Source organism: Bartonella sp. AA86SXKL (assembly GCF_042196885.1).
Genome location: NZ_JBHIRE010000145.1, coordinates 1 through 1,060 on the forward strand (window position 1 = coordinate 1; position 1,060 = coordinate 1,060).

The 1,060-nt window shown below is 41.5% G+C and carries 2 protein-coding genes; both read right to left on the reverse strand.

Annotated elements, in window-relative coordinates; all coding sequences use genetic code 11:
* Nucleotides 1-267, reverse strand: a 267-nt coding sequence (locus ACFIO5_RS10600; RefSeq protein ID WP_375705380.1) for a type IV secretion system protein VirB7, incomplete at its 3' end; no start/stop codon positions are given.
* 223 nt (nt 268-490) lie between these two features.
* Nucleotides 491-1,060 (reverse strand): type IV secretion system protein (locus ACFIO5_RS10605; protein WP_375705381.1); only part of this gene is annotated, 570 nt, incomplete at its 5' end.

A 1,060-nucleotide genomic window follows, 5' to 3' on the forward strand; every position in this document is an offset into this window, starting at 1 on the left:
AGTTATGGAATTCAATGAATTTTCCTTCAACGTCACGGTCGCTGTTGCTTTTTCGTTTTCCAGCGTGTTGAGGATGATAGGAGTCCTGACAGGCTTTACATTTTTTTCTTGTAGGATGAGGTTTTTATTGTCCCAATCCCATTTGTCTCTATTTAAAGCGCGGGTAACTTTGCCATTACATCTTGGTGGTTTTTTGGGGCCAGTAAGAGAGGCGCAGCCTGTAAGGGCAATTATCAGGATCATAACAAAAGTTATTTTTTGTTTCATTTTTTTAAACTCATAGATACTTTTAAATACAACGCATGAACTCATAGGGAGTGCATGGGGGATCTTGTTCTGAATACATCTTACAAAATGCACCATGAAACATTTTGATTGGTCTTGTGAAACGGTGGTATCAACTGTTTCATGCAATATACACGGTGTGTGCGCATAACAGCGCACACACCGTGAAGATAAGAACTAGGGTTCTTTTAGGAGGTGTCTGTCATTAAAATCGACCACGACCATTCCCTCCTATTTTTGCCGCTTTGGTTGCGGTTCCTCCTGCACCATAAAGTGTTGATGCTGCACTTTTTGCCGCGTTTCTTCCCGTTTTAGCGCCGCTGGAGAGCATCGTGAAAATCTGTCCTCCTGAAGATATACCAGCGTTAAAGTATGGACCTCCACTGGAGAGTGCAGAGGCAATGCCAGGAAGCGCACGGAAAAGAATAGCGCCTACTATGGAGATAACGACGACAGGGGGAAACAAAAAATAGATTGACTCATATGTTCCATTGAGAACAAACAGAATAATTTTGCACATAATCGTCCCAAGCATGATCACTAGAACTTGCAAAATGGTAAAATTGACCAGCGTTGTAATCCACGCATCGGTAAATTTTCTGGTTGCATTGAACAAATAGAGGCTAATGAAAAGAGGTCCAAGACCTATAATCATCACAAGTGCAACCTGTGCAAACATTTGGACAACAAAACCACCGATACAAAAGACAATAACAGCACAAATCATTAAAAAGCCAAGAAGGCCAACCAAGATTTTCTCAAAGAACCACGCTCT